Origin of the sequence: Burkholderia sp. BCC1644, from assembly GCF_902833225.1 — a bacterium.
Taxonomy (GTDB): Bacteria; Pseudomonadota; Gammaproteobacteria; order Burkholderiales; family Burkholderiaceae; genus Burkholderia.
Genome location: NZ_CADFEI010000015.1, coordinates 90,242 through 115,833, shown reverse-complemented (window position 1 = coordinate 115,833; position 25,592 = coordinate 90,242). Strand labels below are relative to the sequence as shown.

25 protein-coding genes are annotated in these 25,592 nt (G+C 66.8%); 20 read left to right on the top strand and 5 right to left on the bottom strand.

The window, feature by feature from the left end; translation table 11 throughout:
* Nucleotides 1-116 precede the first annotated feature (116 nt).
* Nucleotides 117-1,010, top strand: coding sequence for an IclR family transcriptional regulator (locus tag HWX87_RS26995; protein WP_034189901.1), 894 nt, complete (start codon nt 117-119; stop codon nt 1,008-1,010).
* Between the two features lie 102 nt (nt 1,011-1,112).
* Here HWX87_RS26995 and HWX87_RS26990 read toward each other — a convergent pair whose 3' ends face one another.
* Nucleotides 1,113-2,192: a porin gene (locus tag HWX87_RS26990; protein ID WP_176050133.1), complete on the bottom strand. Its 1,080-nt coding sequence runs from the start codon at nt 2,190-2,192 to the stop codon at nt 1,113-1,115.
* 446 nt (nt 2,193-2,638) lie between these two features.
* On the opposite strand from HWX87_RS26990, the gene HWX87_RS26985 reads away from it, so the two are divergent.
* The 16 genes from HWX87_RS26985 (at nt 2,639) to HWX87_RS26910 (ending at nt 17,245) form a co-directional block, all read left to right on the top strand.
* Entirely contained in the window at nt 2,639-2,956 is a 318-nt protein-coding gene (locus HWX87_RS26985; RefSeq protein WP_006489883.1) for a non-heme iron oxygenase ferredoxin subunit, read from the top strand.
* A gap of 1 nt (nt 2,957) precedes the next feature.
* Nucleotides 2,958-3,269: a recombinase-like helix-turn-helix domain-containing protein gene (locus tag HWX87_RS26980; RefSeq protein ID WP_027789383.1), complete on the top strand. Its 312-nt coding sequence runs from the start codon at nt 2,958-2,960 to the stop codon at nt 3,267-3,269.
* 54 nt (nt 3,270-3,323) lie between these two features.
* Nucleotides 3,324-4,394, top strand: a complete 1,071-nt coding sequence (locus HWX87_RS26975) for an aromatic ring-hydroxylating dioxygenase subunit alpha (RefSeq protein WP_176050132.1) — start codon at nt 3,324-3,326, stop codon at nt 4,392-4,394.
* Nucleotides 4,387-5,157 carry an SDR family oxidoreductase gene (locus tag HWX87_RS26970; RefSeq protein WP_176050131.1) on the top strand — a complete coding sequence of 257 codons (771 nt, stop codon included), beginning with the start codon at nt 4,387-4,389 and terminating at the stop codon, nt 5,155-5,157. Before HWX87_RS26975 ends, HWX87_RS26970 begins: the two co-directional genes overlap by 8 nt.
* Nucleotides 5,158-5,186: 29 nt before the next feature.
* A complete protein-coding gene (locus tag HWX87_RS26965; protein WP_175047367.1) occupies nt 5,187-5,714 on the top strand; it encodes a cupin domain-containing protein in 528 nt (175 codons plus the stop codon).
* 18 nt (nt 5,715-5,732) lie between these two features.
* Nucleotides 5,733-6,644, top strand: coding sequence for an alpha/beta fold hydrolase (locus HWX87_RS26960; protein WP_176050130.1), 912 nt, complete (start codon nt 5,733-5,735; stop codon nt 6,642-6,644).
* On the top strand, nt 6,641-7,498 hold the full coding sequence (locus tag HWX87_RS26955) for an IclR family transcriptional regulator (RefSeq protein ID WP_176050129.1): 858 nt from the start codon (nt 6,641-6,643) through the stop codon (nt 7,496-7,498). Before HWX87_RS26960 ends, HWX87_RS26955 begins: the two co-directional genes overlap by 4 nt.
* Nucleotides 7,499-7,574: 76 nt before the next feature.
* A complete protein-coding gene (locus tag HWX87_RS26950; RefSeq protein WP_176050128.1) occupies nt 7,575-8,372 on the top strand; it encodes an SDR family oxidoreductase in 798 nt (265 codons plus the stop codon).
* Nucleotides 8,365-10,032 carry a thiamine pyrophosphate-binding protein gene (locus tag HWX87_RS26945; RefSeq protein WP_176050127.1) on the top strand — a complete coding sequence of 556 codons (1,668 nt, stop codon included), beginning with the start codon at nt 8,365-8,367 and terminating at the stop codon, nt 10,030-10,032. The genes HWX87_RS26950 and HWX87_RS26945 overlap by 8 nt, the downstream gene beginning before the upstream one ends.
* Nucleotides 10,025-10,840 carry an aspartate dehydrogenase gene (locus HWX87_RS26940; protein WP_176050126.1) on the top strand — a complete coding sequence of 272 codons (816 nt, stop codon included), beginning with the start codon at nt 10,025-10,027 and terminating at the stop codon, nt 10,838-10,840. The genes HWX87_RS26945 and HWX87_RS26940 overlap by 8 nt, the downstream gene beginning before the upstream one ends.
* A gap of 72 nt (nt 10,841-10,912) precedes the next feature.
* Entirely contained in the window at nt 10,913-12,403 is a 1,491-nt protein-coding gene (locus HWX87_RS26935; RefSeq protein ID WP_176050125.1) for an aldehyde dehydrogenase, read from the top strand.
* Between the two features lie 18 nt (nt 12,404-12,421).
* A complete protein-coding gene (locus tag HWX87_RS26930; RefSeq protein ID WP_176050124.1) occupies nt 12,422-13,384 on the top strand; it encodes a VOC family protein in 963 nt (320 codons plus the stop codon).
* Nucleotides 13,381-14,625, top strand: a complete 1,245-nt coding sequence (locus HWX87_RS26925) for an FAD-dependent oxidoreductase (RefSeq protein ID WP_176050123.1) — start codon at nt 13,381-13,383, stop codon at nt 14,623-14,625. Before HWX87_RS26930 ends, HWX87_RS26925 begins: the two co-directional genes overlap by 4 nt.
* Before the next feature lie 27 nt (nt 14,626-14,652).
* The gene (locus HWX87_RS26920; RefSeq protein WP_176050122.1) at nt 14,653-16,053 is read left to right on the top strand and encodes an MFS transporter; all 1,401 of its coding nucleotides are present in this window, start codon (nt 14,653-14,655) and stop codon (nt 16,051-16,053) included.
* A 125-nt stretch (nt 16,054-16,178) separates the two neighbouring features.
* Nucleotides 16,179-16,730 carry a GNAT family N-acetyltransferase gene (locus tag HWX87_RS26915; protein ID WP_176050121.1) on the top strand — a complete coding sequence of 184 codons (552 nt, stop codon included), beginning with the start codon at nt 16,179-16,181 and terminating at the stop codon, nt 16,728-16,730.
* Nucleotides 16,731-16,831: 101 nt separating this feature from the next.
* A complete protein-coding gene (locus HWX87_RS26910; RefSeq protein ID WP_176050120.1) occupies nt 16,832-17,245 on the top strand; it encodes a PPC domain-containing DNA-binding protein in 414 nt (137 codons plus the stop codon).
* A gap of 84 nt (nt 17,246-17,329) precedes the next feature.
* Here the strand turns inward: HWX87_RS26910 and acnB are convergent, their stop codons facing one another.
* Nucleotides 17,330-19,915, bottom strand: a complete 2,586-nt coding sequence (acnB, locus tag HWX87_RS26905; RefSeq protein ID WP_176050119.1) for a bifunctional aconitate hydratase 2/2-methylisocitrate dehydratase — start codon at nt 19,913-19,915, stop codon at nt 17,330-17,332.
* 407 nt (nt 19,916-20,322) lie between these two features.
* Here acnB and HWX87_RS26900 point away from each other — a divergent pair, with 407 nt between their 5' ends.
* The gene (locus HWX87_RS26900) at nt 20,323-21,087 is read left to right on the top strand and encodes a BPL-N domain-containing protein (protein ID WP_176050118.1); all 765 of its coding nucleotides are present in this window, start codon (nt 20,323-20,325) and stop codon (nt 21,085-21,087) included.
* 11 nt (nt 21,088-21,098) lie between these two features.
* Here the strand turns inward: HWX87_RS26900 and HWX87_RS26895 are convergent, their stop codons facing one another.
* Nucleotides 21,099-21,572, bottom strand: a complete 474-nt coding sequence (locus tag HWX87_RS26895) for a nuclear transport factor 2 family protein (RefSeq protein WP_176050117.1) — start codon at nt 21,570-21,572, stop codon at nt 21,099-21,101.
* A gap of 191 nt (nt 21,573-21,763) precedes the next feature.
* Between HWX87_RS26895 and HWX87_RS26890 the strand changes: the two genes are divergently transcribed.
* Nucleotides 21,764-22,156 (top strand): hypothetical protein, encoded by a 393-nt coding sequence (locus HWX87_RS26890; protein ID WP_176050116.1) that lies wholly within the window; start codon nt 21,764-21,766, stop codon nt 22,154-22,156.
* A 68-nt stretch (nt 22,157-22,224) separates the two neighbouring features.
* Here HWX87_RS26890 and HWX87_RS26885 read toward each other — a convergent pair whose 3' ends face one another.
* Together HWX87_RS26885 and HWX87_RS26880 are read right to left on the bottom strand one after the other, a co-directional pair.
* Entirely contained in the window at nt 22,225-22,473 is a 249-nt protein-coding gene (locus tag HWX87_RS26885) for an adhesin (RefSeq protein WP_176050115.1), read from the bottom strand.
* A gap of 558 nt (nt 22,474-23,031) precedes the next feature.
* On the bottom strand, nt 23,032-23,466 hold the full coding sequence (locus tag HWX87_RS26880) for a universal stress protein (protein ID WP_176050114.1): 435 nt from the start codon (nt 23,464-23,466) through the stop codon (nt 23,032-23,034).
* 371 nt (nt 23,467-23,837) lie between these two features.
* Here HWX87_RS26880 and HWX87_RS26875 point away from each other — a divergent pair, with 371 nt between their 5' ends.
* Nucleotides 23,838-25,322, top strand: coding sequence for an amidase (locus HWX87_RS26875; RefSeq protein WP_176050113.1), 1,485 nt, complete (start codon nt 23,838-23,840; stop codon nt 25,320-25,322).
* The last annotated feature ends 270 nt before the right edge of the window (nt 25,323-25,592 follow it).

The following is a 25,592-nucleotide window of genomic DNA, read 5'->3' as shown; positions in this document are numbered from 1 at the left end:
TGCATCGCGGCGATGCGTGCCGGTGCGATCCTGCGCGCGCGCTGAGGTAGCATGACTGAATATCCACGATGTTCCATGACCTGTTTCGTGACTGATTTCCTTTCGTCCATGTCCACATGGTCAAGACAACGATGAGCGGCGCACCCGATCCGGCGACGCCCGGCGACGACGAATCGTCCGGCGGCGCTTCGTCCTACCTGGTGCCGGGGCTCGAACGCGGGCTGCGGATCCTCGCCGAATTCTCCGCGCGCGAGCCCGTGCTCGGCGCGCCGGAACTGTCGAAGCGCATCGGCATTCCGCGCACGACCACGTTCCGCCTGCTGCAGACGCTCGAGGCGCTCGGTTTCCTCGAACGCGTGAATGGCGACCGTTATTTCCGGCTCGGTGTCGGCGTGCTGCGGCTCGGCTTCGAATACCTGAATTCGCTTGAACTGACCGATCTCGGCACGCCCGTGCTCGAACGGCTGCGCGACGCGACCGGCCTGTCGACGCATCTGCTGATCCGCGACCAGCGCGACGTGGTGTTCGTCGCGAAGGCGCAGAGCAATACGTCGATGTTCGGTTCGGTGAAGGTACACGTCGGCACGCGCTTGCCCGCGCATGCGACCGTGCATGGCCACGTGCTGATGGGCGACCTGACACGCGACGCGCTGCGTCAGCTCTATCCGGAGAAAAAACTCGAACAGTTCACCGAACGCACGCCGGGCAGCGTCGACGAGCTGTATGAACGCGTTCGCCACTACGCCCGGCTTGGCTACGCGGTCAGCGAGGCGGCGTTCGAGAGCGGCATTTCCGCCGTGACCGCGCCCGTGCGCGATCAGTCAGGCTCGATCGTCGCGGCGATCACCGCGACGGTGCCGCGTTCGGAGATCGGCGAGGCCGGCGAGAAGGAGCGGCTCGTCGAAGCCGTGTGCGGCGCGGCGGTCGACCTGTCGCAGCGGCTGAACTACCGTCCGCTCGAAAGCGACCCGACGTTCGCGCATGCGCGCCACAAGGTCGCGATGTTCTGACGCCGACTGGTCGGCCGGGCCGCTGCACGCGGCATCGCAATCAAGAAAATAGCGGCCCGCGGGCCGCTATTTTCATGTCAGGCGCCGAATGCCCGGCACCGCTCAGAAGGAGTGGTGGATCCCGGTCAGCACGACTACCTGGTTCGCGGTGCTCGACACGCCGGCCGTGAAGAACGCAGCCTTGGCGCCGCCCGAACCGTGTTCGTAGAGCACGTTCGCATAGAGCTGCGTGCGCTTCGACAGCGCGTAGATGTCGCCGAGCTCGACCTGCGTCCAGCGGCGGCCGGCCAGCGTCGTGGTCGCCGCACCGCCCGCGATCGTGTTGAACGCGCTGCTGCGGTAGTTCACGCCCGCGTCGTAGCTCTGGAATGTATCCGAATAGCCGTTCGACTGCATCTTCGTGCGCGTGTAGAGACCATGCACGAGGAAGTCGCCGAACTGGTAGGACGCGCCCGCGCCGATGTTCTCGACCTTGTTCGCGAGGTAGCCGTTCGCGGTGTTCTGCCCCTGGAACGACGTAATGCCGGTCTGGCTGATCAGGATCGAGCGGTCGTGCTCGTTCGAGTACACGGCCGACGCCTTGAACGGCCCGTTCGCATAGTTCAGCGCGACGCCGACCGACTTGCCGGTCGAGAAGTTCGTCGTGTTGCCGAGCGCCAGCGTGGCCGCGGCCGAGAAGCCCGCGAAGGTCGGCGAACGGTACTTGACCGCGTTGTTGTACGGCACGTTGCCGGTGGCGGCGAGCCCGTCGATGTTGCCGGGGTGGAACGCGTACCAGCTCATCGCGAGGTAGGCCGTGCTGAGCGGATCGAGATAGTCGAACGACAGCGGCGTCTGGCGGCCGAGCGTCAGCGTGCCGTAGCGGTCCGAGCTGAGGCCGACGAATGCCGCGCGGTTCCAGATCGTGTTCGCGGTCGCGAACTGGCCGTTGTTCGTATAGAAGCCGTTTTCGAGCTGGAAGATTGCCGACAGGCCGCCGCCGAGATCTTCCTTGCCCTTCAGGCCCCACCGGTCGGGCTGCGTGTTGCCCTGGATCATCGCCCACTTTGCATGGCCGCCGACGTTGTTCACATAGGCGACGCCCGCATCCAGGCTGCCGTACAGCGTCACGCTGCTCTGCGCCCACGCGCCCGACGCGGCGCCCAATCCGATCACTGCTGCTGCTACCGCATGCTTGACCATTTGATCTCCTGAATCTCCAACCTGATGAAAACGTGCCATGGCGGCGTGCGCGGGGACGGCCGTCCGTCACGCAGGGGTTCGCCATCTGGCGGGCATTCGTATGTTCCATATAAGGAACAATGTGCCTCTGGTGGAATGAAGTATAGAGGTGTCAAGCACCGTATCAAAAATAAATTTTTCGGGACGGAAGGGGTCCGGGCCGATGCCCGGTCTCGGTGCGTCATGCCCCGGAAAAGACGGTAAATCCCCGCCACACAACAAAAAATTACATTCGACAAGGTAGTCGAAAGCGATTGTCGACCCAGCGGTCGGTGTTTTCCCTAGGACATGCAGCTTTTTGTTTTACTCGTGGAAAGTCACTCCTATAATCACCATCCATAAACTGCTGTTCCGGATATGGAACAAATCGGAACAAACCGAGAGTCGATCAGAAGGAAGGGTGTGAGATGTCTGAACAATGGATTTGCGCCGGTCACGCCGGCGCGCTGTCGGAAGACACGCCGATCGAGTTCAAGCGGACCGACGGCGTGGAAATCGGGATCTACCGCGTCGGCGACGACGTGTATGCGCTCGAGAACGTGTGCCCGCATGCGTACGCGCTGCTGACGCAGGGGTTCGTCGACGAAGGCACGGTCGAATGCCCGCTGCACGAGGCCGTGTTCGACATCAAGACGGGCGAATGCCTGAAGGGTCCGGGCGGACGTGCGCTGAAGCAGTACGCGGTGCGCCTCGCCGGCGAGGAAATCCAGATCAAGGTGGAATGACATGAAAGAAGCGACCGTCAACTTCAATCCCTTCCTGAAGCCGTGGGTGGCGCCGCAGCCGAACAACGTCGCGGGCAAGGGGCAGATCGAGATCCCCGGCCAGGTCGAGAACCAGGTCTGGCAGAACCGCAAGGCCGCGCCGACCCAGTACGAGAACGACCTCGGCGATGCGCTCGAACGCGTGTTCGAAGCCGGCGCAACCGAGCTGGACGATGTCGTCGCGGGCCTGAACCGCATCGGCTTCCGCGCGCCGGACGGCACGGCGTGGACCGCCGAACGTTTCCGCGCCGAAATGGCCTCGCTCGCGGAATGAGCGCGCCGCGCGCGTGACCGCCGACCCGACGACAACCGCATCCGGAGCACACTGATGACGTCCCCCGTACAACACGCAGTCCAACACGACCCGGTCCGTGACTATCTCGACCGCGGCATCAAGAACTACTGGTATCCCGTTGCACCCAGCTGGCAGGTGTCGAATGCGCCCGTCGGCCTCACGCGCCTGTCCGAGCAGATCGTGCTGTGGCGCGATCACGACGGCAAGGTCCACGCGCTGGAAGATCGCTGCCCGCACCGCGGCGCGCGCCTGTCGCTCGGCTGGAACCTCGGCGGCAGCATCGCCTGCTGGTATCACGGCATCGAGATCGGCGGCGACGGCACGGTCGACAAGGTGCCGGCCGTGTCGAACTGTCCGCTCGAAGGCACGAAGTGCGTGAAGTCGTATCCGGTCGAAGAGAAGGCCGGCGCGATCTTCCTGTGGTTCGGCGACGAAGCGCACGGCGAGCCGGCGCCGCTGAATCTTCCCGAGGAGCTGGTCGCCGACGAGTACGGCCATTTCCTGTGCGTGTCGAACTGGAAGTGCAATTACCAGTACGCGATCGACAACGTGATGGACCCGATGCACGGCGCGTACCTGCACGCGACGTCGCACTCGATGGCCGAAGGCGACAAGCAGGCCGACATGCGCGTGCGCAAGACGGAAACGGGCCTGATGTTCGAGAAGATCGGCCAGCGCGACGTGAACTTCGACTGGGTCGAGCTCGGCGAAACGGGCTGCCTGTGGATGCGCCTCGCGATTCCGTACAAGCAGAAGTTCGGCCCGGGCGGCAACTTCGGGATCATCGGCTTCGCGACGCCGGTCGACGGCGACAACTGCCAGGTCTACTTCTGGCGTACGCGCAAGGTCAGCGGCTGGCAGCGCGACGTGTGGCGCTTCATGTACCGCAACCGCCTCGAAGGCCTGCACTGGGACGTGCTCGAGCAGGATCGCTACGTCCTCGAAAGCCTCGCGCCGCAAGCGCGCGATCACGAATACCTGTACCAGCACGACGTCGGCATCACGCGCGTGCGCCGGATGCTGCGCCAGCGTGCGCAAGAGCATCTGTCCGCACTCGACGCGCATCGCGCGGCCCACGCCGCCTCGGAGCCTGCGAATGGCTGAGCTCGCTCCGGTCGTGTCGCTGCCGGGGCGCCGCGTGCTCGTCACGGGCGGCGCGCGCGGGCTCGGCGCGGCGTTCGTCAAGGCGCTGGTCGCAGCGGGCGCGCAGGTCGCGTTCGGCGACGTGCTCGTCGAAGAGGGCCGCGCGCTGGCCGCGCAGCTCACGCAAGCCGGCCACGTGGCGCACTTCTTCGCGCTCGACCTGGCCGATCCGGCGAGCGTCGACGCATTCGTCGCGCAGGGCGCGGCGGCGCTCGGCGGCATCGACGCCCTGATCAACAACGCGGCGATCACGAACTCGGGCGGCAAGCTGTCGACGGAGCTCGACGTGTCGACGTGGGACGCCGTGATGAACGTGAACGTGCGCGGCGTGTGGCTCGTCAGCAATGCGGCGCTGCCGCACCTCGCGCAGTCGGGCCGCGGCGCGATCGTGAACCTCGCATCGGACACCGCGCTGTGGGGCGCGCCGAGGCTGCTCGCGTATGTCGCGAGCAAGGGCGCGGTGATCGCGATGACCTACGCGCAGGCACGCGAGTTCGGCGCGCACGGCGTGACGGTCAACGCGATCGCGCCGGGGCTCACCGAAGTCGAGGCGACCGCTTACGTGCCGGCCGAGCGCCATGCGTTCTACATGCAGGGCCGCGCGCTGACGCGTGCGCAGGTGCCCGACGACGTGACGGGCCCCGTGCTGTTCCTGCTGTCGGACGGCGCGCGCTTCGTGACGGGTCAATTGCTGCCGGTGAACGGCGGCTTCGTAATGAATTGATGTTTTCACACTGAATGAAGGAGAGGACGATGGCGGACGCCGATCTCGAACGCAAGTCGTGGGACCAGCCGGAAGGCGCAAGCTTCGACGACTGGATGGAAGGGCGCGTCGCGCGCTACGCGACGCGGCGCTACGACTGGGACGCGCTGAAGTTCCAGGCCGACTACGACCCGAAGTACCGCCGTGCGCAGATGCGCTACGTCGGCACGGGCGGCACGGGCGTCGCGAAGGACGTCAACACGGTGCCGGCCGGCGGCTTCACGTTCTCGACGATGGTCATTCCGGCCGGCAACATCGGCCCGAGCCACATCCACATGGACGTCGAGGAAATCTTCTTCGTGCTGCGCGGCAAGATGAAGGTGATCTGCGAGCGCGACGGCGAGACGTGGGAAGCGATCCTCGGCGAGCGCGACCTGATCTCGGTGCCGCCGGGCGTGTATCGCACGGAAATCAACATCGGCGAGGAAGATGCGCTGATGTGCGTGATGCTCGGTTCGCCGAAGCCCGTCACGCCGACGTATCCGCCCGATTCGCCGCTCGCGAAGATCAAGCGTTGAGACGGAGCCGGTGAAGCAATGAGTGTCATCGACAAACGTGAACGCGACCGCACCGCGGCGTTCGCCGCGCTGCTCGGGCAGTTTCCCGAGCAGCGTTGCGCAGCCGGCGCGGCGGGCACGATCGGCTACCGTGAAGCTGGCGCAGGCGAGGCCGGCGCGCAGCATGCGGGCCGCGCGCTGCCCGTCGTGCTGCTGCACGGGATCGGCTCGGGCGCCGCATCGTGGGTCCGCCAGCTCGACACGCTTGGCGCGTCGCGCCGCGTGCTCGCGTGGGACGCACCCGGTTACGGCGTGTCGACGCCCGTGCACGGCGCGTCGCCGGCTGCCGCCGATTACGCGGCATCGCTGAACGCGTGGCTCGAGGCACTCGGCATCGATCGTTGCGTGCTGGTCGGCCATTCGCTCGGCGCGATCATCGCGGGCGGTCTCGCCCGCGTGATGCCCGCGCGGATCGCCGGCCTGCTGCTCGTGTCGCCCGCGGGCGGCTACGGCAGCGCACCGGCCGAAACGCGCGAATCGCGCCGCGACGCGCGGCTCGCGATGCTCGCGGAACTCGGCCCGGCCGGGCTCGCTGAGCAGCGCAGCGGCAACATGCTGTCCGGTTTCGCGAACGAGGATGCCAGGGCGTGGGTGCGCTGGAACATGGCGCGCATCGTGCCGGCCGGCTACGCGCAGGCCACGCATCTGCTCGCGAACGCCGATCTCGCAACCGATCTCGCCGGCTATCGCGGCCGCACGGCCGTGGCCGTCGGTGCGAACGACGCGATCACGCCACCGGCCGCATGCGAGCGGATCGCCGCGGCCGCGCACGTTGCGCTGCAGGTGATTCCGCAAGCCGGTCATGCCGGCTACGTGGAAGCGCCGGCCGTCTATTCCGCGTTGATCGACGGTTTCTGTCGTCAATGCGACCAACAGCGGGGGCTGGCATGAGCGAACCGCTGCAACGACCCGAACCCGAGAACACGAAGTCCGACGCGAACTATGTGGTGCCCGGCCTCGAACGCGGGTTGCGGATTCTCGCCGAATTCTCGCCGCGCGAGCCGGTGCTCGGCGCGCCCGAACTGTCGAAGCGGCTCGGCATTCCGCGCACGACGGTGTTCCGTCTGCTGCAGACGCTCGAATCGCTCGGCTTCCTCGAGCGCGCGGACAAGGATCGCAACTACAAGCTCGGCATCGCCGTGCTGCGGCTCGGTTTCGAATACCTGAGCTCGCTGGAGCTGACCGATCTCGGCCTGCCGGTGATCGAAAGCCTGCGCGATGCGACCGGCTTCACGACGCACATCGTGATCCGCGACGGCCGCGACGTGGTGTTCGTCGCGAAGGCGCAGAGCCAGTCGCCGGTGTTCAGCTCGATCCGTGTGAACGTCGGCACGCGCTTGCCCGCGCATGCGACGACCCACGGCCACGTGCTGATGGGCGACCTGTCGCTGAAGGAGCTGCAGGCGCTGTATCCGGAGGGCGCGCTGAACCGGATGACGAGCGCGACGCCGGAAACGATCGACGCGTTGTACGAAATGATCCGCGAGGATGCGCTGCGCGGCTACGGCGTCAGCAATTCGTCGTTCGAGCGCGGTATTTCGGTGGTGACGGCGCCGGTGCGCAACGAGACGCAAAAGATCGTCGCGTGCATCACGGTGACGGTGCCGCGTCCGGAGATCGACGCGGCGCTGATCGCGGACGGGCTGATCGACAAGGTGCAGCGCGCGGCGGCGGAACTGTCGCGGCGGCTCAATTACCGCTCGGACGACGAGCACACGTTTCTGAAAGCATTAGGATTGAAATGAGACCCCCACGCATGCTTCGCACGCTGCCCCCCAAGGGGGCGGTCAATCCTCTTGGGGCGGCCCGGCGAGGATTGACATGATCCAGATCGATCTGACCGGGCAGGTGGCGGTGGTGACGGGCGGTTCGTCCGGCATCGGCCTCGCGACTGCCGAACGGTTCCTGCAGGCAGGCGCGTCGGTCGCGATTTGCGGCCGCGACGACGGCCGTCTCGCACGCGCGCAAGCGCTGCTCGTCGAAAAATACCCGGGCGCGCAACTGTTCGCCGCGCGCTGCAACGTGCTCGACGAAGCCGACGTGACCGCATTCGCGCAGGAGGTATCCGCGCGTTTCGGCCGCGCCGACATGCTGGTCAACAACGCCGGCCAGGGTCGCGTGTCGACCTTCGCCGACACGACCGACGATGCATGGCGCGAAGAACTCGAACTGAAGTACTTCAGCATCATCCGCCCGACGCGTGCGTTCCTGCCGCTGCTGCGCGACGCGCAGGCGCCGACCATCACGTGCGTGAACTCGCTGCTCGCGCTGCAGCCCGAGCCGCACATGGTCGCGACGTCGTCGGCGCGAGCGGGCGTGCTCAGCCTCGTGAAGTCGCTCGCGACCGAACTGGCGCCGCAGCGCATCCGCGTGAACTCGATCCTGATCGGCATCGTCGAGTCGGGGCAGTGGCGCCGTCGTTACGACACGCAGGCGCAGCCCGGCGAAAGCTGGGAAGACTGGACGGGCGCGCTCGCCCGCAAGAAGAACATTCCGCTGAGCCGCTTCGGCAAGCCTGACGAGGCCGCCTGGGCACTCTTTTATCTCGCAACGCATCTGTCGTCGTACACGACGGGCAGCCATATCGACGTTTCTGGAGGCTTTGCACGCCATGTCTAAAAAAACCACGGTTGGCGAGCTGATTGCCGCCTTTCTCGAGCAGTGCGGCGTGAAAACCGCATTCGGTGTCATCTCGATCCACAACATGCCGATCCTCGACGCGATCAACTCGCGCGGGAACATCCGGTATGTCGGCGCGCGCGGTGAAGCCGGCGCGTTGAACATGGCCGACGGCCTGGCCCGCGTGTCGGGCGGCCTCGGTGTCGCGTTCACGAGCACGGGCACGGCGGCCGGCAACGCGGCCGGCGCGATGGTCGAGGCACTGACGGCCGGCACCGCGCTGCTGCACGTGACGGGGCAGATCGAGACGCCTTACCTCGACCAGGACCTGGCCTACATCCACGAAGCCCCCGACCAGCTGTCGATGCTCGACTCGATCTCGAAGGCCGCGTTCCGCGTGCGTACGGTCGAAACCGTGCTGCCGACGATCCGCGAAGCCGTGCGCATCGCGCAGACGGCGCCGACGGGCCCGGTTTCGGTCGAGATTCCGATCGACATCCAGGCGGCTGAAATCGAATGGCCGGAAGACCTCGCGCCGGCGCACATCACGGTGCGCGAGCACGACTCCGCGCGCGTCGCGAAGCTCGCCGATGCACTCGTGGCGAAGCGCCGCCCGCTGCTGTGGCTCGGCGGCGGCGCGCGCCATGCTCGCGAGGAAGTCGAACGCCTCGTGAAGCTCGGTTTCGGCGTCGTGACGAGCGTGCAGGGCCGCGGCGTGCTGCCCGAGGATCATCCGGCGACGCTCGGCGCGTTCAACGTGCACGCGTCCGTCGAAGCGTTCTACAAGACCTGCGATGCGCTCGTCGTCGTCGGTTCGCGCCTGCGCGGCAACGAGACGCTGAAGTACAAGCTCGCGCTGCCGCAGCCGCTGTTCCGCGTCGATGCCGAGGCGCTGGCCGACAACCGCGGCTATCGCAACGAACTGTTCGTGCACGGCGATTCGAAGCGCGTGCTGGCCGAACTGGCCGACCGCCTCGAAGGCCGCCTGTCGGTCGATCCGCAATTTGCGGCCGATCTCGCGGCGGCCCGCGAGCAGGCGGTGGCCGACGTGTCGAAGGGCCTCGGGCCGTACAAGCAGCTCGTCGACACGCTGCAGGGCGCCGTCGGCCGCGACTACAACTGGGTGCGTGACGTGACGATCTCGAACAGCACGTGGGGCAACCGCCTGCTGCAGATCTTCGAGCCGCGCTCGGGCGTGCATGCGCTCGGCGGCGGCATCGGCCAGGGCATCCAGATGGGCATCGGCGCGGCGCTCGCGGGCGCCGCGGCGAAGACGGTCTGCCTGGTCGGCGACGGCGGCCTGATGGTCAACGTCGGCGAGCTCGTCACGGCCGTGCAGGAAAACGCGAACGTGATGATCGTGCTGATGAACGACCAGTGCTACGGCGTGATCCGCAACATCCAGGACGCGCACTACGGCGGCCGCCGCTGCTTCGTGCAGCTGCACCAGCCCGATTTCGCGCAATTCTGCGCGAGCTTCGGCCTCACGCACTACCGGATCACGTCGCTCGACGACGCCGAGGCGATCGTGCGCGAAGGGATGGCGAAGGAAGGGCCGGTGATGGTCGAAGTCGACATGCTGTCGGTCGGCTCGTTCGCATCGCAGTTCGCGGGCCCGCCGGTGAAGAAGGAAGCGCCGACGGAGCGCCAGTATGCGTAACGTCCACGCACCCGTCGACGTCGCGATGATCGGCTTCGGTGCGATCGGCGCGGCCGTGTACCACGCGGTCGAGCACGATGCGTCGCTGCGTGTCGCGCACGTGATCGTGCCGGAACACCAGCGCGCGGCGGTGCAGGGCGTGCTCGGCGGCGCGGTGGAGGTCGTGTCGTCGGTCGACGCACTGGCCCGCCGCCCGGAGTTCGCGCTCGAATGCGCGGGCCACAGCGCGCTTGTCGATCACGTCGTGCCGCTGCTGAAGGCCGGCACCGACTGCGCGGTCGCATCGATCGGCGCGCTGTCCGACCTCGCGCTGCTCGAGGTGCTGTCGCAGGCGGCCGACGAGGGCGGCGCGACGGTGACGCTGCTGTCCGGCGCGATCGGCGGGATCGACGCGCTGGCGTCCGCGAAGCAGGGCGGCCTCGACGAAGTGCTGTACGTCGGCCGCAAGCCGCCGCTGGGCTGGCTCGGTACGCCGGCCGAGGCACTGTGCGACCTGCGCGCGATGACCGAGGAAAAGGTGATCTTCGAAGGCACCGCGCGCGACGCCGCGCGGCTGTATCCGAAGAACGCGAACGTCGCGGCCACCGTGGCGCTCGCCGGCCTCGGCCTCGACGCGACGCACGTGCGCCTGATCGCCGATCCGGCGGTCGAGCGCAACGTGCACCGCATCACCGCGCGCGGCGCATTCGGCGAGATGTCGCTTGAAATGAGCGGCAAGCCGCTACCCGACAACCCGAAGACGTCCGCGTTGACGGCGTACAGCGCGATCCGCGCGTTGCGCAACCGCGCGGCCCGCTGCGTGATCTGACCGGGCCTTGGACCGTCCGCCCGCGCCATGGCGAGGGTGGACGTGCAGAGACAGATTTGTGGGACTTGTGACATGACTCCTTTCGATACGAGCCTCGTACCCGACGGCAATATCCTGATCGGCGGCGAGTGGCGGCGCGGCCGTGGCGCGCCTTACGCGAGCATCTATCCGGCCGACCAGTCGCTGAACATGGAAGTGTCGACGGCGAACGCGGAAGACGCGGCCGAAGCCGTCGAGGCCGCCGACGCCGCGTGGCGCCGCGCCGACTGGGCCGGGCTGAAGCCGCACCAGCGCGCGCAGGTGCTGTACCGCATCGCGGATCTGATCATGCAGCGCCACGAAGCGCTCGCGAACCTGCAGCGTCGCGACAACGGCAAGCCGATCGCCGAGACGCGCGTGCTGGTGGCGAGCGCCGCGAACACGTTCCGCTATTTCGCGGCGTGCCTCGAAACGCTCGACGAGGAACTGACGCCGTCGCGCGGCGATTACCTGACGATGAGCGTGTACGAGCCGATCGGCGTGATCGCGGCGATCACGCCGTGGAATTCGCCGATCGCGTCCGACGCGCAGAAGCTCGCGCCGGCGCTCGCCGGCGGCAACGCGGTCGTGCTCAAGCCGGCCGAAGTCACGCCGCTCGTGTCGCTCGCGCTGGCGCGCATCTGCGAGGAAGCCGGCGTGCCGAAGGGCGTGCTGAGCGTGCTGCCTGGCAAGGGCTCGGTGATCGGCGACGTGCTCGTGCGTCATCCGCTGGTGAAGAAGGTGTCGTTCACGGGCGGCACCGAAGTGGGCCGCGGCATCGCGCGCATCGCCGCCGAGAAGCTGATGCCCGTGTCGCTCGAACTGGGCGGCAAGTCGCCGACCATCGTGTGCGACGACGCCGATCTCGATCACGCGGTCAACGGCGTGCTGTACGGCATCTTCAGCTCGTCGGGCGAAGCGTGCATCGCCGGTTCGCGGCTGTTCGTGCAGCGCGCGGTGTACGACGAATTCATGAAGCGCCTGGTGGCCGGCGCCCGCAAGCTGCGCGTGGGCGACCCGACGCGGCCCGACACGCAGATGGGCCCGCTGATCACCGCGAAGCATCGCGAATCGGTCGAGCGTTACGTCGCGCTCGGTCTCGAGGAAGGCGGCCGCCTGCTGTGCGGCGGCGAGCGGCCGTCGGGCGACGGGCGCGAGAACGGCTTCTTCTATCAGCCGACGATTCTCGAAGGCTTGCCGAACAGCGCACGCATCTGCCAGGAGGAAATCTTCGGGCCCGTGCTCGTCGCGATGCCGTTCGACGACGAAGCGTCGCTGATCGCGCAGGCGAACGACAGCGTGTTCGGCCTGGCGGCCGGCATCTGGACGCGCGACTACAAGCGCGCATGGCGCATCGCGCGCGCGCTGGAGACGGGCACCGTGTGGATCAACACGTACAAGCTGTTTTCGATTTCCACGCCGTTCTCGGGCTGGAAGGAGAGCGGGATGGGCCGCGAGAAGGGCCGTCTCGGCATCCGCGAGTACATGCAGCAGAAGAGCCTCTACTGGGGCTTGAACGACGCGCCGCTGCCGTGGGCGAACTGAGCGAAGGGGAAAAACGCAATGAGCATTTTGGGAATCGAGCAGATCACGTACGGCGTCGACGATCTCGCGACCTGCCGGCGCTTTTTCGCCGACTGGGGGATGAAGGAAGTCGCGCATGACGATACGCGCGCGCGTTTCGAGACGCTGAACGGCTGCACCGTGCTGGCCGTCAAGGCCGACGATCCGGCGCTGCCGCCTGCATTCGAAGCCGGCCCGACGCTGCGGGAAGTCACGTGGGGCGTCGCGACGCAAGCCGAACTCGACGCGCTGCGTACGAAGCTCGCGGGTCAGCCCGGTTATTACGCACAGGACGATGCGGTCGGCTGCATCGACCCGAACGGGATGGCGATCCGCATCGAAGTCACGCGCAAGCGCGAACTCGACATCACGGGCTCGCCGTCGAACGTGTGGGGCCAGACGCTGCGCGTCGACCAGCCGAGCCCGATCTATGCGCGCGCGGAGCCGGTCGAGGTCGGGCATGTGGTGTTCTTTACGAACTGCCTCGACGCGCAGGAAAAGTTCTATCACGAGCTGCTCGGCTTCGAGACGTCGGATCGTTACCCGGGCCGCGGCGCGTTCATGCGTTGCGCGCCGCACGGCGGCCACCATGACCTGTTCCTGCTCGCGCTGCCTACGGCCAAGCGCGGCCTGAACCACGTTGCGTTCACCGTGCGCGACATCCACGAAGTGTTCGGCGGCGGCATGCACATCGACCGCTGCGGCTGGGAAACGCAACTCGGGCCGGGTCGCCACCCGGTGTCGTCCGCGTACTTCTGGTACTTCCAGAACCCGGCCGGCGGCCTGATCGAGTACTACGCGGACGAGGACATGCTGACGCCCGAGTGGCAGCCGCGCGAATTCGAGCCGGGCCCGACCGTGTTCGCCGAGTGGGCCGTCGATGGTGGCCTCGACGGCAACACGCGCCGGCAGAAGGACGCGAAGGCGCCGGAAGGCAAGTTCATGACGGAGCGCAAATCGTGAGCGATGAGAATACACAGGCGCAGCCCGCGCCCGGTACGGTCGTCGTGATCGGCGGCGGCCAGGCCGCCGGCTGGGTGCTGAAGACGCTGCGCGCGGAAGGTTACGCGGGCCGTCTCGTGATGATCGCCGACGAGCCGCATCTGCCGTACGAGCGTCCGCCGCTGTCGAAGGCCGTGCTGGCCGGCGACGTCGACATCGAAACCGTGCGCGTCGTGCGTCCCGACGAATTCGACGCGTTGAACGTCGAAGCATGGCAGCCGGAGCGCGCCGCATCGATCGACCGTGCGCGCCGCGTCGTGAAAACCGAAAGCGGCCGCGAGATCGAATACGACCGGCTCGTGATCGCGACCGGCGGCACGTCGCGCCGCCTGCCCGATGCGATCGTCAAGACGCCGAACCTGCACTACCTGCGCACGCTCGACGAAGCGGCCGCGCTCGGCGAGAAGCTGCGTGCGAGCCAGCGCGTGCTCGTGATCGGCGGCGGCTGGATCGGCCTGGAAGTCGCGGCGACCGCGCGCAAGCTCGGCGTCGACGCGGTCGTGGTCGAAGGCGCGCCGCGGCTGTGCGGCCGCTCGGTGCCGCAGATCGTATCGGATTTCCTGCTTGACCTGCACCGCTCGAACGGCGTCGACGTGCGCACGGGCGCGGCGCTCGCGTCGCTCGATGCGCAGCCCGACGACACATCGAAGGTTCGCGCGACGCTCGCCGACGGCACCACGATCGACGCCGATTTCGCGGTGGCCGGCATCGGCCTCGCGCTGAACGCGTCGCTCGCGAGCGATGCGGGGCTGGCGGTCGACGACGGCATCGTCGTCGACGAATTCGGCGCGACCAGCGACCCGGCGATCTTCGCGTGCGGCGACGTCGCGAACCATCACAACGGCTGGCTGAAGCGGCGCGTGCGGCTCGAATCGTGGGCCAACGCGCAGAACCAGGCGATCGCGGCGGCGAAGGCCGTGCTCGGCGTGCGCGCACCGTACGCGGAGATTCCGTGGTTCTGGTCCGATCAGTACGACGTGAACCTGCAGATCCTCGGCGATCTGCCGGCCGATGCGCAGCTCGTCGTGCGCGGCGAGCTCGCCGCGCGCCGTGCGACGCTGTTTTTTGTGGGCGACGGGCATGTGAGAGGTGTCATCGCCGTGAACAACGCACGTGAGCTGAAGCTCGCGCGCAAGTGGATGAACCAGGGCCGGGCAGTGGATACGGAAGCCCTGGCAGACACGACCAAAGCGCTTGCCTGACCGGCGAAAGACCAGGAGACACCCCGCATGAGCACTTTCGACAACGTCGTGGCCGGCCGCGCCACGATGGAAGCTGCCGCCTCCACGCCCGGCGCGATCATCGCGCGGCTCGAGCGGCTTCCGGCCAACTCGATGCAGATCCGTGCGCGCGTGCTGATCGGCACCGCGACGTTCTTCGACGGCTTCGACGTGATCACGATCGCGGCGACGCTGCCGTTGCTGATCCACAAGTGGGGGCTGTCGCCGACGCAGATCGGCATGCTGATCGCGTCCGGCGCGATCGGCCAGCTGATCGGCGCTTTCCTGTTTCCCGCGCTCGCGGAGAAGCACGGCCGCGTGAAGGCGATCGCGTGGAGCTCGGCCGTGATCGGCATCACGAGCATCGCGTGCGGCTTCGCGCCGACCTTCGAAGTGTTCGTGCTGCTGCGGATCCTGCAGGGGCTCGGGCTCGGCGGCGAGCTGCCGGTCGCCGCGACGTACATCAACGAGATCACGCGCGCGCATGGCCGCGGCCGTTTCGTGCTGCTGTACGAGATCGTGTTCCCGATCGGCCTGCTCGTGTCGATGGCGCTCGGCGCGTGGCTCGTGCCGCGCTTCGGCTGGGAAATCATGTACTTCGTCGGCGGGCTGCCGCTGATCCTGTCGTTCGTGCTTACGCACCTCGTGCCGGAATCGCCGCGCTGGCTCGCCTCGCGCGGGCGGCTCCCGGAAGCGGGGCGTGCCGTCGGCGTGTTCGAGGCGTCGGTGCGCGGCGAACTGCCGCCCGTCACGCAGGTGGCTGCGTTCGACGACATGGTGCGCCAGCATCCGAAGCGCAAGATGAGCGACCTGTTCAGCGCCGCGTATCGCAAGCGCACGCTCGCGGTGGCGACGTTGTGGGCGACCTGCGGGTTCATCCAGTACGGGCTGTCGACCTGGCTGCCGACGATCTACAAGAATTTCTATCACGCGCCGCTGCAGCTCGCGCTGAACCTCGCGGTGATCGGCTCGGTAATGGGCGTGTTCGGATCGCTGGCGTCCGCGCTGCTGGTCGACAAGCTCGGCCGCAAGCCGGTGATCGTATGGTCGTTCGTGCTGTGTGCGCTGTCGCTGGCGTTCGCGGGGGTGTATCACGCATCGTCGGTGTATGTCGTCGCGATTTTCTGTTCGCTGTCGCTCGGGTTGATGGCGTCGGGGTTCATCACCGCGTACGTCTACACGCCGGAGCAGTATCCGACGAGCATCCGCGCGTCGGGCTGCGGGCTCGGCAGCGCATGGCTGAAGATCGCGTCGTTCGTCGCGCCGATGGTCGTGCCGCATGCGATCATCGGCGGCAACCTCGCGCCGGCGTTCTACCTGATCGGCATCGTGCCGCTGATCGCGGCGGTGACCGTGCACTTCGTCGGGATCGAGACGAAGGGGAAGGTGCTGGAAGCGCTGGAGGCCTAAGCCCGGCCGGCCGCAACGGTTGAGGTGAAGCGAAAAAGGCCCGGACCTTGTCCGGGCCTTTTTCGCTTTCGGCGGTTTGCATGGTCTAATCCTCCGATCATTTATTTCCGACCGCCGCCACTGCCATGCCGATGTTCGACACCGTCACGCTCGATACGCCGCGTCTCGTCCTTCGTCCGCCGCGCGAATCCGATGCGCATGCGCTGTTCGATCTGTGGTCGGACGCCGAGGCAATGCGTTATTTCTCGTTCTCGCCGATGACGCACGTCGAACAGGCGATCGAACGCGTCGAGCGCAACCTGCGGACGTCGGCGAGCGGGCAGGATTTCGTGTGCGTGCTTGAACTGCCGGAAACCGGTGACGTGCTGGGCGAATGCGTGCTGTTCCATGCGAACGAGCAATGCCGGCGTGCCGAGATCGGGTTCAGCCTGCGGCGCACATTCTGGAATGGCGGATACATGCGCGAAGCGGCGTCGGCCGTGATCGAGCATGCGTTCGATACGTTGTGCCTGAACCGGCTCGAAGCCGATATCGATCCGCGCAACGTCGCGTCGGCACGGCTGCTCGAACGGCTCGGTTTCGTTCGGGAAGGGCTGTTGCGCGAACGCTGGATCGTCGGCGACGAAGTGTCGGACAGCGCGTTGTACGGGTTGCTGGCGAGCGATCGGCGCGGGTGAGGCGGCAGGGCGCGCATGACCGCAAGGGCAGGTGACTTGCCGGATTCACGAGTCGAACGTACGCTTTGTCGACATCACGGCTCACCAGCGGGTTCTCGACCATGCAAGCCCATCCCCTGCGTCTTTCCCCCGGCGACGATCTGCGCCGGTCGATCGAGGAAGCGTTGCGCCCGCACGGCGCGCATGCGGCCTTCGTGATCCAGGGCATCGGCAGCCTGAGCGTCGCGCAGTTGCGCTTCGCCGGCGTCGACCAGCCGACCGAACTGCGCGGCGACCTCGAAATCCTGACGCTGGCCGGTTCGGTATCGCCGGACGGCGCGCACCTGCACATGTCCGTTTCCGACGCGCACGGCCGCGTGTGGGGCGGCCATGTCGCGAGCGGTTGCGTGGTGCGTACGACCGCCGAAATCCTGCTGGCGCTGCTTCCCGCGCATCGTTTCTCGCGCGAACCCGACGCGGGTACCGGCTTCAACGAACTGGTGATCCGGCGAGAGCCGGGTGCCGGAGACGCATGAAAAAATGGCGCCGCGGCCTTTCAGCCTGCGGCGCCATTGCGCGGCGCTGCGGCGGTTACCACCCGCCGCAACCCGACTGCGTGCTTACATCTGCACGGTGTCGGCCACTTCCTTGAAGTCTTCGATCTGGTCGAAGTTCATGTACTTGTAGATCTTGTCGCCGTTCGCGGTGAGCACGCCCATGTCGGCCATGTACTCTTCCTTGGTCGGGATCTTGCCCAGACGCGAGCAGATGGCCGCCAGTTCCGCCGAACCGAGATACACGTTCGTGTTCTTGCCGAGACGGTTCGGGAAGTTGCGGGTCGACGTCGACATGACCGTCGCGCCTTCGCGCACCTGAGCCTGGTTACCCATGCACAGCGAGCAGCCCGGCATTTCGGTACGCGCACCGGCCGTGCCGAACACGCCGTAGTGGCCTTCTTCCGTCAGCTGCTTCTGGTCCATCTTGGTCGGCGGCGCGACCCACAGCTTGACCGGGATGTCGCGCTTGCCTTCCAGCAGCTTCGACGCGGCACGGAAGTGACCGATGTTGGTCATGCACGAACCGATGAACACTTCGTCGATCTTTGCGCCAGCGACTTCGGACAGCGTCTTCACGTCGTCCGGGTCGTTCGGGCATGCGACGATCGGCTCGTGGATGTCGGCGAGGTCGATCTCGATGACGGCCGCGTACTCGGCGTCGGCATCCGGCGACAGCAGTTGCGGGTCGGCCAGCCACTGCTCCATTGCCGCGATACGGCGCTGCAGGCTGCGCGGATCCTGGTAGCCCTGCGCGATCATCCACTTCAGCAGCGTGATGTTGCTGTTCAGGTATTCGATGATCGGTTCCTTGTTCAGGTGCACCGAGCAACCGGCGGCCGAACGTTCGGCGGACGCATCCGACAGCTCGAACGCTTGCTCGACCTTCAGGTCGGGCAGGCCTTCGATTTCGAGAATGCGGCCCGAGAAGATGTTCTTCTTGCCTTGCTTGGCGACCGTCAGCATCCCTTGCTTGATCGCGTACAGCGGGATCGCGTTGACGAGGTCGCGCAGCGTGACGCCCGGCTGCATCTTGCCCTTGAAGCGGACCAGCACCGATTCCGGCATGTCCAGCGGCATCGTGCCGGTGGCGGCCGCGAACGCGACCAGGCCCGAACCTGCCGGGAAGCTGATGCCGATCGGGAAGCGCGTGTGCGAATCGCCGCCGGTGCCGACGGTGTCGGGCAGCAGCATGCGGTTCAGCCACGAGTGGATCACGCCGTCGCCCGGGCGCAGCGCGATGCCGCCGCGCGTGCTGATGAAGTTCGGCAGCGTCTGGTGCGTCTTCACGTCGACCGGCTTCGGATACGCGGCGGTGTGGCAGAACGACTGCATCACGAGGTCGGCCGAGAAGCCGAGGCAGGCGAGATCCTTCAGTTCGTCGCGGGTCATCGGGCCCGTGGTGTCCTGCGAGCCGACCGAGGTCATCTTCGGTTCGCAGTACGTGCCCGGGCGCACGCCCTGGCCTTCCGGCAGACCGCAGGCGCGGCCGACCATCTTCTGCGCGAGCGAGAAGCCCTTGCCGCTGTCGGCCGGCTGGTGCGGCAGGCGGAACAGCGTCGACGGCGCGAGGCCGAGCGCTTCACGGGCCTTCGCGGTCAGGCCGCGGCCGATGATCAGCGGAATGCGGCCGCCGGCGCGCACTTCGTCGAACAGCACGTCGGACTTGACCTGGAATTCGGCGATCACGTTGCCGTCCTTCAGCGCCTTGCCTTCGTACGGGCGCAGTTCGACCACGTCACCCATTTCCATCTGCGATACGTCGAGCTCGATCGGCAGCGCGCCTGCGTCTTCCATCGTGTTGTAGAAGATCGGGGCGATCTTGCTGCCGAGGCACACGCCGCCGAAGCGCTTGTTCGGCACGAACGGGATGTCTTCGCCGGTGAACCACAGCACCGAGTTGGTGGCCGACTTGCGCGAGGAGCCGGTGCCGACCACGTCGCCCACGTAGGCGACCAGGTGCCCCTTTTCCTTCAGCGATTCGATGAACTTGACCGGGCCGCGCTTGCCGTCTTCTTCCGGCGTGATGCCCGGGCGTGCGTTCTTCAGCATCGCCAGCGCGTGCATCGGGATGTCCGGGCGGGTGGTGGCGTCCGGCGCCGGCGACAGGTCGTCGGTGTTGGTTTCGCCCGTCACCTTGAAGACGGTGATGGTCAGGCTTTGCGGCACTTCCGGGCGGCTCGTGAACCATTCGGCATCGGCCCAGCTCTGCAGCACGGCCTGCGCGTGCGCGTTGCCCTTGTCGGCGAGTTCCTTCACGTCATGGAACTGGTCGAACATCAGCAGGGTTTTCTTCAGCGCGTCGGCCGCGACGGCAGCGACCGCTTCGTCGGACAGCAGCTCGATCAGCGGCTGGATGTTGTAGCCGCCGAGCATCGTGCCGAGCAGCTCGGTGGCGCGTGCGCGCGAAATCAGCGAGCAGGCGGTCTCGCCCTTGGCCACGGCGGCCAGGAAGCCGGCCTTCACGCGGGCGGCTTCGTCGACGCCTGCGGGTACGCGATGGGTGATCAGGTCGACGAGCGTCTGCTCTTCGCCGGCCGGCGGGTTGATCAGCAATTCGACCAGTTCGGCGGTCTGCTGAGCCGTCAGCGGCAGGGGAGGAATACCGAGCGCGGCGCGGGCGGCCACGTGAGCACGAAAGTTTTCAAGCATGGGGAGACCTGCTGATATTGCGTTTGAGGGGAAGGCCTTGCCGGCACTCCGGGGCTATTCCAGGCACTGCTTTGAGCGGGATTCTAATCTCAATGGTCTGGAACGTCAAATGTCTTATGTCTTATATAAGAGTTGGTGCGCGAAGGGTCGGGAATCACGGCTGCATGGCGGAGGCGGCCTTGTCTGGCGTGGCACGGTGGGCGGCTTGCGGGGTTGGATCAGGTTGCCGATGCCGCACATTTCTGCACAAGCACGCAGGAAACGGTACACACGCGGCGCTTTCGCGCGTCTACGCTTCCTGTCGCGCAGCTGGCGATCAGGCTTCAAAAGTGCGGGGTGGAAATTGGCGTGTGTCCGTCGATTCGTCCCCGGCGGCTGCGATCCTTCTTACGCCGGTGATCAAGAACATGCGATCCAGAGATTCGATTTTCCTGGCGATGTCGCTCGTCGCGTCGTCGGTCGCTCATGCGGCGACGACCGGCGACGAAACGCGTCGTGAGGCCAGCCGGCCCGTCGCGCTGGTCTATCGCGGCCCCGCCGCGTGCGATGGCTGCCCCGAGGCGATCGCCAGCCGCCTGCGGGAATCGGACTACAACTTCCGGGTGATCTACGTCGGCCCGGCGGAAAAGCTCAAGATCACGCCCGCGGTGCTGGCCGGTGCGGCGTTATATGTGCAGCCAGGCGGCGGGCAGGACGTTCCCGGCGCGGCAGCCAGCATCGGGAAAAATGCGATCAAGGCCGTGCGGCATTACGTAGCGAACGGCGGGCGTTACCTGGGGCTCTGCATGGGCGCGTACCTGGCGGGCGAACAGGGTTTCCGGCTGGTCGACGGCGACATCGACTCCGAAGTCGACCGGCCGGGCTCGACGCTGCACGGCATCGCCGACACGGTCACGCCGGTCGTATGGCGCGGGAAGAAACGCTGGATCTACTATCAGGACGGCGCGATGCTCCCGGCCGTGCCGGCCGGCTCCGGCGGGGTCGTACTGGCGACGTACCCGAACCGCGATATCGCAGTCGCGACGTACCGTTACGGCAAGGGGCGCGTCGGGCTCGCCGGTCCGCATCCCGAAGCCGATGAGAGCTGGTATCGCCAGAACGGCCTCAAGAACCCGGACGGCGTGTTGCCGGACATGGCGCACGACCTGATCAACGCGACGATGAAGCCATAGCGGCGCGTGACTTATTTCCGCTTCGCCCGATACGCGTCGAGATTTTTCCGCGCCTGAGCGCGGATTGCGCGTTGCATGAACGGTGTCCAGCCGAGCAGCGTGCCTTTCAGCCCGAGCGCCTGACGCGCCCAGCGCCACAGGTCGAAACTGTCGCGATGCTCGACGATGCGGCCATCGCGAAACCGGAACCGCGCGTCGATCCGGTTGACCACCATCCGGCCGGTCGCGGTGAACCGGTAGTGCGCGATCCACTCCGCGCCGCCGGTCTGCTCGTCCGCGGCGACGTCGCCGAACGTCAGCGAAAATTCCTGCGCCCGCGCGACGAGCATGCGCCACATGTCGCGTGCGAGGTCGCCATGCAGTTCGCCAAACGCGGGATCGCTGAAGACGATGTCGTCGGCATAGCAGGCGAGCATCGCGTCGATGTCGCGCTGCTGGAAAGCCGTGTAGAAACGCTGGATCAGTTCGGTGTTCGGATGGCTCATCTTTTGATTGGCTGTCGTTGTAGATGAAGCGGAGTCTCGACATGGCGGCCGGAGGTCGAAGGCCGGGCAAGCCACTGTAGCGGAAATCCGATGCGCCGTGGCTCGACGAGGTGCCGATGCCGACCGTGCATTAGCGCTATCGCCTGTCGGTGCCGATCGCGCAGCACAACGAAGGCAAGACGGGTTCAACGATGCTTGACGGCGCACTGCATGCGGCGCTCGAACAGGCGCTGTACGACGTGAGCGACAGCCGGGCGCGCGAGGCGGGTGCCGGCAAGCCGCTATGCCCGATTCCGCGGTCGGTGCAGGGCGATGACCGCGACGCGTATTCGAACGATGGCCCCGGTCACTATTCGTACGAGATCGTCGGCGACATGCCGGTTCATGTCGGCGGCACGTGCTACATCGGCCGGTTGATCGACTGGTTTGGTCAGTACGGAAAAGACGGCCTGATGGCGCAGTTGTCGATGCGTCTTCCCGCCAACGATGCGGACCGCGAGCAGACGTTCAGCGTGAACGGTGTCCGGACCGCGACGTCCGTCGCGATGCCGATCGGGAAAATGACGGTCAACAGCGGCAATTGACGCGATCGCTCGCGGCTTGCGTTCGGCCGTTTCGACGTGAACGCGGTCGGCGCGTCACCGGATGTGCGTCACCGGTTCGCCATCGCCACATCCTGGTTGCCTCGCCCGGTCACCAGGCAGCCCGACATGAAGGCCTCGCTCTGGCTGCCGGCGGCGGCGTCGCCGAAACCACGGCCGAGCGCGTCGGCCTTGACCTGCGCAGCGCCTTGCTCGCACGCGAGCGGGCTGGCGTCGCGGCCTTGCGCATGCAGGATGGCGCGATCGCCGATGAGATAGGCCAGCAGCGCGAAAACAGCGATATGTACGGCTCGTCTCATGATTCGTCTCCTCGTCGCTCAAGCGTAACGGGACACGTTCGACGAAGCACTTGGGGCTTCCCCCGGTAAACGTCTGCTGAAAACGATGGCGGGCGGGGTGATCCTGTCCCGATTTTTCGTCGGAACCCGGCACGGCGATGATGCGCGCGAGTTTGACGAATGTCAGGGTACGGGCGGGAGGAGACGGTCGCGCGAACGCTCAAGGCTATAGCATGAATGCATGATTTGACGGAGCGCGATGGCAGGTGAATGCATCGGTTCCGGCAAGCAGGTGCATGTTGAACATCGCTGTCGAAATAGTGAGGAATCCAAATGTTGAACGTCTCTTCCGTGCTGATCAGTCTCGCTCCGATGTGGGCCATTCTCCTGGTGGCGTCTTCGGCGGCTGCCTATTTCGTGTTCTGGCGCAAGGTCATCGACTGAGCGCGGCCTGATGGCGGGTACGCGCGCGAGGCACGATGCGCACACGTACCGCGTCGCTCGTTCGACGGCCGCGAGTGCAAGCCCTCGGGCCGGTCAGGCGGCCGGCTTCAGTTGCGCGGCCGTGCCTGACGCGCGTCATTGCACGGCAGTCACCGGCACATTCGAAATGCGCACCAGCCGGCCCATCACGCTGCGGCGAAATACCGACATCAGCGCATGCAGCGGATCGTGCCGCGGCGCGACCACGACGATCTCGTCGCACCCGGTCTCGGCTGCGGCGGTGGCGATCGTGTCGGCCACCGGGCCGACCTTCATCACGACGGTGTATTTGACACCGGCCTCCCGCAGGATCCGCTCCGCCATCGCCAGATCGTCGGACGCGAACTTCTCCTCGATCGAGCGCAGCCGCGACAGCGGGTGATAGGCCTCGAGCCGCGTCGATTCGAGCGGCGCCTGGACGTTGATCAGCACGATTTCCGACGCGCAGCGCTCGCGATACAGGAATGTCGCGTGGCGAACGGCCTGGAGCGAACGCGGCGAGTGGCCGACCGGAACCAGCAACTTGAGCATGAACGGTGTCCTGGGAACGAGATGCTTCCAGCGTAGCGCGCGGCCGGAGCGGGCAATCTAAAGAGATCGGGCGGCCGCGTAAAAATGTCGTTAACGTGCGCCGCCGCATGACGCGCCTATTAGAAATATAAGAAATTTAAGTTTATGCGCATAAACGATTTCATCGGCCGGGATGGCGTGGGCGGCTCGACGAGCATCGCCCCGATTTAGTCGGATCCGCAATGAATCGCGACGGAAAATATCGGAGGTCGCCGATCCGGCGTCGCGTAGAGTAGAGCATCGGCCGCGGCGGCGGCCTCTCCCGGCCGGTCCGGGAGCGCCCGCCGCCGCCACGCGGCCCGCCATTCCATTCCGATTCCAGGAGACCCCGCATGCCGCACGGCGCCCCGCAGCTACTCGCTCCCGCTTCCATTTCCGTCGATCCGATCGTGCGCCTGTCGGCCGGCGAGCTCGCCACGGCGATCCGCAGCAAGGCGGTGTCGTGCGTCGAGACGATGCGTGCGTATCTCGACCACGTCGAGCGCGTAAACGGTGCGGTCAACGCGATCGTCGCGCTGCGCGACCGCGATGCGCTGCTCGCCGAAGCCGCGGAAAAGGACGCCGCACTGGCGCGCGGCGAGTACCACGGCTGGATGCACGGGATGCCGCAGGCGCCGAAGGATCTGGCGATGACGAAGGGGCTGCGGACGACTTACGGCTCGCCGATTTTCCGCGAGAACGTGCCGCAGGCCGATTCCGTCGGCGTCGCGCGGATGCGCGCGGCCGGCGCGATTTTCATCGGCAAGACCAACACGCCCGAGTTCGGGCTCGGCTCGCACACGTTCAACGAGGTCTATGGCGCGACGCGCAATCCGTATGACCTGACGAAGAGCGCGGGCGGCAGCAGCGGCGGCACGGCGGCGGCGCTCGCCGCGCGGATGCTGCCGGTCGCGGACGGCAGCGACTTCGGCGGCTCGCTGCGCAACCCGGCCGCGTTCTGCAACATCTACGGCTTCCGTCCGTCGCAGGGCCGCGTGCCGCGCTGGCCGGGCGTCGACGTGTTCGTGCAGCAGCTCGGCATCGAAGGGCCGATGGGCCGTACCGTCGGCGACGTCGCGCAGTTGCTCGCGATCCAGGCCGGCTACGACGCGAACGATCCGCTGTCGCTCGCGGAAGATCCGGCCGTGTTCGCGCAGCCGCTCGACGCGGACCTGCGCGGCAAGCGCGTTGCGTGGGTCGGTGACTGGAACGGCTATCTCGCGACCGAGGCCGGCGTGCTCGCGCAGTGCGAGCAGGGGCTCGCGACGCTGCGCGAGATCGGCTGCGACGTCGATGCCGCATTGCCGGCGTTCGCCCCCGACCGCATCTGGCGCCTGTGGCTCGCGCACCGGCACCTGCTGTCCGGCGGCGGGCTGCTCGCGCACTATCGCGACCCGGTGCGCCGCGCGCTGCTGAAGCCCGAGGCGATCTACGAAGTCGAAGGGCTGCTCGCGATGCAGGGCGCGGCGGTGTTCGACGCGAGCGTCGAGCGCACCGCGTGGCATCAGGCCGTGCTGAGCTTCTTCGACCGCTACGACTTCATCGCCGCGCCGACTGCGCAGGTGTTCCCGTTCGACGTCGACCAGCGCTGGCCGAAGGAGATTGCGGGGCGCACGATGGATACCTACCACCGCTGGATGGAAACGGTCGTGCCGTGGACGCTGGCCGGCTGCCCGGTGATCAACGTGCCGGTCGGCTTCAACGATGCAGGGTTGCCGATGGGGATGCAGCTGATCGGGCGCCCGCGTGCCGATCTCGCGGTGCTGCAGCTCGCGCGCGGCTACGAGCAGGCGGCCGACTGGGTCGGCCAGCGGCGGCCGGCGTGGATGGCCGCGTAACGTCGCGGCCGGCCGACGGCCGGTAGCCGGATGATGAAACGGGCGGCGCGAGCTGCCCGTTTTGCTTCGATCTTCGAACATGACGCCTTGCGGCGATGCGCTTTGCTGCGCTGCGCATAAAAAGCCGGACGTCGCCTGCATTGACGCAACTGGGGAACGAATGCCGGTACACGCGTGACATCGCACGGCAAACGTGGACGAATCCACGTGACGACGTCTGCCGGTCGCGGAATTGCAAGCGGCCGCGCGCCGTGATTTCGTTTCGATGTG

Bases quoted from the DNA above. Each gene is read 5' to 3' on its own strand.
- acnB (WP_176050119.1), bottom strand. From the start codon at position 19,915: ATGCTTGAAAACTTTCGTGCTCACGTGGCCGCCCGCGCCGCGCTCGGT.
- HWX87_RS26970 (WP_176050131.1), top strand. From the start codon at position 4,387: ATGGCTGAGCTCGCTCCGGTCGTGTCGCTGCCGGGGCGCCGCGTGCTC.
- HWX87_RS26965 (WP_175047367.1), top strand. From the start codon at position 5,187: ATGGCGGACGCCGATCTCGAACGCAAGTCGTGGGACCAGCCGGAAGGC.
- HWX87_RS26890 (WP_176050116.1), top strand. From the start codon at position 21,764: ATGCTTGACGGCGCACTGCATGCGGCGCTCGAACAGGCGCTGTACGAC.
- HWX87_RS26880 (WP_176050114.1), bottom strand. From the start codon at position 23,466: ATGCTCAAGTTGCTGGTTCCGGTCGGCCACTCGCCGCGTTCGCTCCAG.
- HWX87_RS26985 (WP_006489883.1), top strand. From the start codon at position 2,639: ATGTCTGAACAATGGATTTGCGCCGGTCACGCCGGCGCGCTGTCGGAA.
- HWX87_RS26915 (WP_176050121.1), top strand. From the start codon at position 16,179: ATGCCGATGTTCGACACCGTCACGCTCGATACGCCGCGTCTCGTCCTT.
- HWX87_RS26975 (WP_176050132.1), top strand. From the start codon at position 3,324: ATGACGTCCCCCGTACAACACGCAGTCCAACACGACCCGGTCCGTGAC.
- HWX87_RS26875 (WP_176050113.1), top strand. From the start codon at position 23,838: ATGCCGCACGGCGCCCCGCAGCTACTCGCTCCCGCTTCCATTTCCGTC.
- HWX87_RS26920 (WP_176050122.1), top strand. From the start codon at position 14,653: ATGAGCACTTTCGACAACGTCGTGGCCGGCCGCGCCACGATGGAAGCT.
- HWX87_RS26945 (WP_176050127.1), top strand. From the start codon at position 8,365: ATGTCTAAAAAAACCACGGTTGGCGAGCTGATTGCCGCCTTTCTCGAG.
- HWX87_RS26950 (WP_176050128.1), top strand. From the start codon at position 7,575: ATGATCCAGATCGATCTGACCGGGCAGGTGGCGGTGGTGACGGGCGGT.
- HWX87_RS26960 (WP_176050130.1), top strand. From the start codon at position 5,733: ATGAGTGTCATCGACAAACGTGAACGCGACCGCACCGCGGCGTTCGCC.
- HWX87_RS26895 (WP_176050117.1), bottom strand. From the start codon at position 21,572: ATGAGCCATCCGAACACCGAACTGATCCAGCGTTTCTACACGGCTTTC.
- HWX87_RS26930 (WP_176050124.1), top strand. From the start codon at position 12,422: ATGAGCATTTTGGGAATCGAGCAGATCACGTACGGCGTCGACGATCTC.
- HWX87_RS26910 (WP_176050120.1), top strand. From the start codon at position 16,832: ATGCAAGCCCATCCCCTGCGTCTTTCCCCCGGCGACGATCTGCGCCGG.
- HWX87_RS26995 (WP_034189901.1), top strand. From the start codon at position 117: ATGGTCAAGACAACGATGAGCGGCGCACCCGATCCGGCGACGCCCGGC.
- HWX87_RS26885 (WP_176050115.1), bottom strand. From the start codon at position 22,473: ATGAGACGAGCCGTACATATCGCTGTTTTCGCGCTGCTGGCCTATCTC.
- HWX87_RS26940 (WP_176050126.1), top strand. From the start codon at position 10,025: ATGCGTAACGTCCACGCACCCGTCGACGTCGCGATGATCGGCTTCGGT.
- HWX87_RS26935 (WP_176050125.1), top strand. From the start codon at position 10,913: ATGACTCCTTTCGATACGAGCCTCGTACCCGACGGCAATATCCTGATC.
- HWX87_RS26900 (WP_176050118.1), top strand. From the start codon at position 20,323: ATGCGATCCAGAGATTCGATTTTCCTGGCGATGTCGCTCGTCGCGTCG.
- HWX87_RS26980 (WP_027789383.1), top strand. From the start codon at position 2,958: ATGAAAGAAGCGACCGTCAACTTCAATCCCTTCCTGAAGCCGTGGGTG.
- HWX87_RS26990 (WP_176050133.1), bottom strand. From the start codon at position 2,192: ATGGTCAAGCATGCGGTAGCAGCAGCAGTGATCGGATTGGGCGCCGCG.
- HWX87_RS26955 (WP_176050129.1), top strand. From the start codon at position 6,641: ATGAGCGAACCGCTGCAACGACCCGAACCCGAGAACACGAAGTCCGAC.